Origin of the sequence: Muricoccus vinaceus, from assembly GCF_042433125.1 — a bacterium.
GTDB lineage: Bacteria > Pseudomonadota > Alphaproteobacteria > Acetobacterales > Acetobacteraceae > Roseomonas > Roseomonas vinacea.
In genome coordinates this window covers 1-1,950 of sequence record NZ_JBHLVZ010000077.1, presented here as the reverse complement: position 1 = coordinate 1,950, position 1,950 = coordinate 1, and the positions used below count along the sequence as shown (strand labels likewise).

2 pseudogenes are annotated in these 1,950 nt (G+C 66.1%); one reads left to right on the top strand and one right to left on the bottom strand.

Features of this window, described 5'->3' with window-relative positions:
- The first annotated feature begins 61 nt into the window (after positions 1 to 61).
- A pseudogene (locus ACFFIC_RS21665) lies at positions 62 to 1,296 on the top strand (IS256 family transposase).
- Between the two features lie 45 nt (positions 1,297 to 1,341).
- On the opposite strand, the pseudogene ACFFIC_RS21660 reads toward ACFFIC_RS21665, so the two are convergent.
- Positions 1,342 to 1,817, bottom strand: a pseudogene (locus ACFFIC_RS21660) (IS5 family transposase); the annotation flags it as partial.
- Positions 1,818 to 1,950 lie beyond the last annotated feature (133 nt).

Below are 1,950 nucleotides of genomic sequence, written 5' to 3'. Positions count from 1 at the left end.
GGACGGGGCGGGCCATACGTCCGTGTGTGGTTTGGCATGATGGGACGAAAGGAGTTCCCCCATAGCCCGACGCAAAGAGCCTCGGATCCCTGACGCGGTATTGGACCAGTTGCTGGCGGGCTCGGATGCCCGAACGGCCTTCGACCAGGGCGGCCTGCTGGATGAACTCAAGAAGGCCTTCGCCGAGCGGGCGCTGAATGCGGAGATGGACCACCACCTGGCTGGCGAGGCTGGGGAGGGCAACAGCCGCAACGGCTATGGACGCAAGTCGGTGGTGACCGACACCGGGCGGATCGCGCTCGAGGTGCCCCGGGACCGGCAGGCCACCTTCGACCCGCAGCTGATCGCCAAGTACCAGCGCCGCTTCCCCGGCTTCGACGACAAGGTGGTCTCGATGTACGCGCGCGGCATGAGCACCCGCGAGATCACGGGGCACCTGCGCGACCTGTATGGCATCGAGGTCTCGCCGGACCTGATCAGCGCCGTGACCGATGCCGTACTCGAGGACGTCGCCACCTGGCAGGCCCGGCCGCTGGAACCCGCTCGGGGCAGTGCCCCAAGCCGCTGGTGTTCTTCGACGCGCTCAGGGTCAAGATCCGGGATGAGGGTCTGGTCCGCAACAAGGCCGTGCACATCGCCCTCGGCGTGCGGGCCGACGGGGGCAAGGAGATCCTCGGGCTCTGGCTCGAGCAGAACGAGGGCGCCAAGTTCTGGCTCCGGGTGATGAACGAACTCCGCAACCGCGGCGTCGAGGACATCTTGCTGGCCGTCGTCGATGGGCTGAAAGGCTTTCCCGAAGCCATCCTGGCGGTGTTCCCCGAGGCGAGCGTGCAGACCTGCATCGTGCACCTGCTGCGCACCAGCCTGGACTTCGTGTCCTTCAAGGACCGCAAGCCGGTAGCCATGGCCCTGAAGGACATTTACCGCGCCCTGGATGCCGTCGCCGCCGAGGAAGCGCTGACGGCCTTTCAGGCCGGGCCATGGGGCCAGAAGTACCCGGCCATCGGCCAGAGCTGGCGGCGCGTCTGGGGTGAGGTGATCCCCTTCTATGCCTTTCCCGTGGAGGTGCGCCGGATCCTCTACACCACCAATGCCATCGAAGCCCTGAACTCGAAGCTACGCCGGGCGGTGCGGGCGCGCGGTCATTTCCCAACCGACGAGGCCGCCATGAAGCTGCTGTATCTGGTGTTGAACCGCAGCGAGAAAGACTGGATGATGCCGTCCCGTGAGTGTGCCATAGCCAAAGCTCAGTTTGCCGTCCTCTCCGGCAAGCGCTTCACCCGAGCCATGGCCTGACCGTGTGCAACCGCCCTCCCGCACACGAAATTCCTGACAGTCCCGCGCGTGGGTCTGCGGGCAGTCGCCGCGCTGGCCGCCGGTCAGGAGAAGGCGCACCGGTGCACCAAGACCTCGCACGGCCAGGTGGATCTTGGTGCTCAGGCCGCCGCGCGAGCGGCCAAGGGCCTGATCTTCAGACCCCCCTTTTTGGCACCGGCGGCATGCTGGTGGGCACGGACGATGGTGCTGTCGACGATCAGGTACTCGAAGTCAGGATCGTCCGACATCCTCTCGAAGATGCGGTGCCACACGCCCTTCCCGCTCCAGCGACTGAAGCGGCGGAACACGCTGTTCCACTCGCCGCAGACCTCCGGCAGGTCGCGCCAGGGCGCGCCCGTGCGCACGATCCACAGCACGCCTTCCACGAAGAGGCGGTTGTCACGCCCGGTCGAGCCTTTCTGGTCAGGCCGACCGATGATCAGCGGCGCCATCCGCTCCCACGCTGCGTCACTCAGAACCAGCCGATCCATCAAGCTCAAGGCCGCCTCCACAAAGGCAGCCTTGAATCATGCGACGGTCAGGTCCGGAACTCCCAAGAGTCCACAGAACCTAGTGGTCTGAGTTGGAGGTTCGTTGGCAGAAGCGTCCGACGCTGGCGAGGATGTCGTCGGC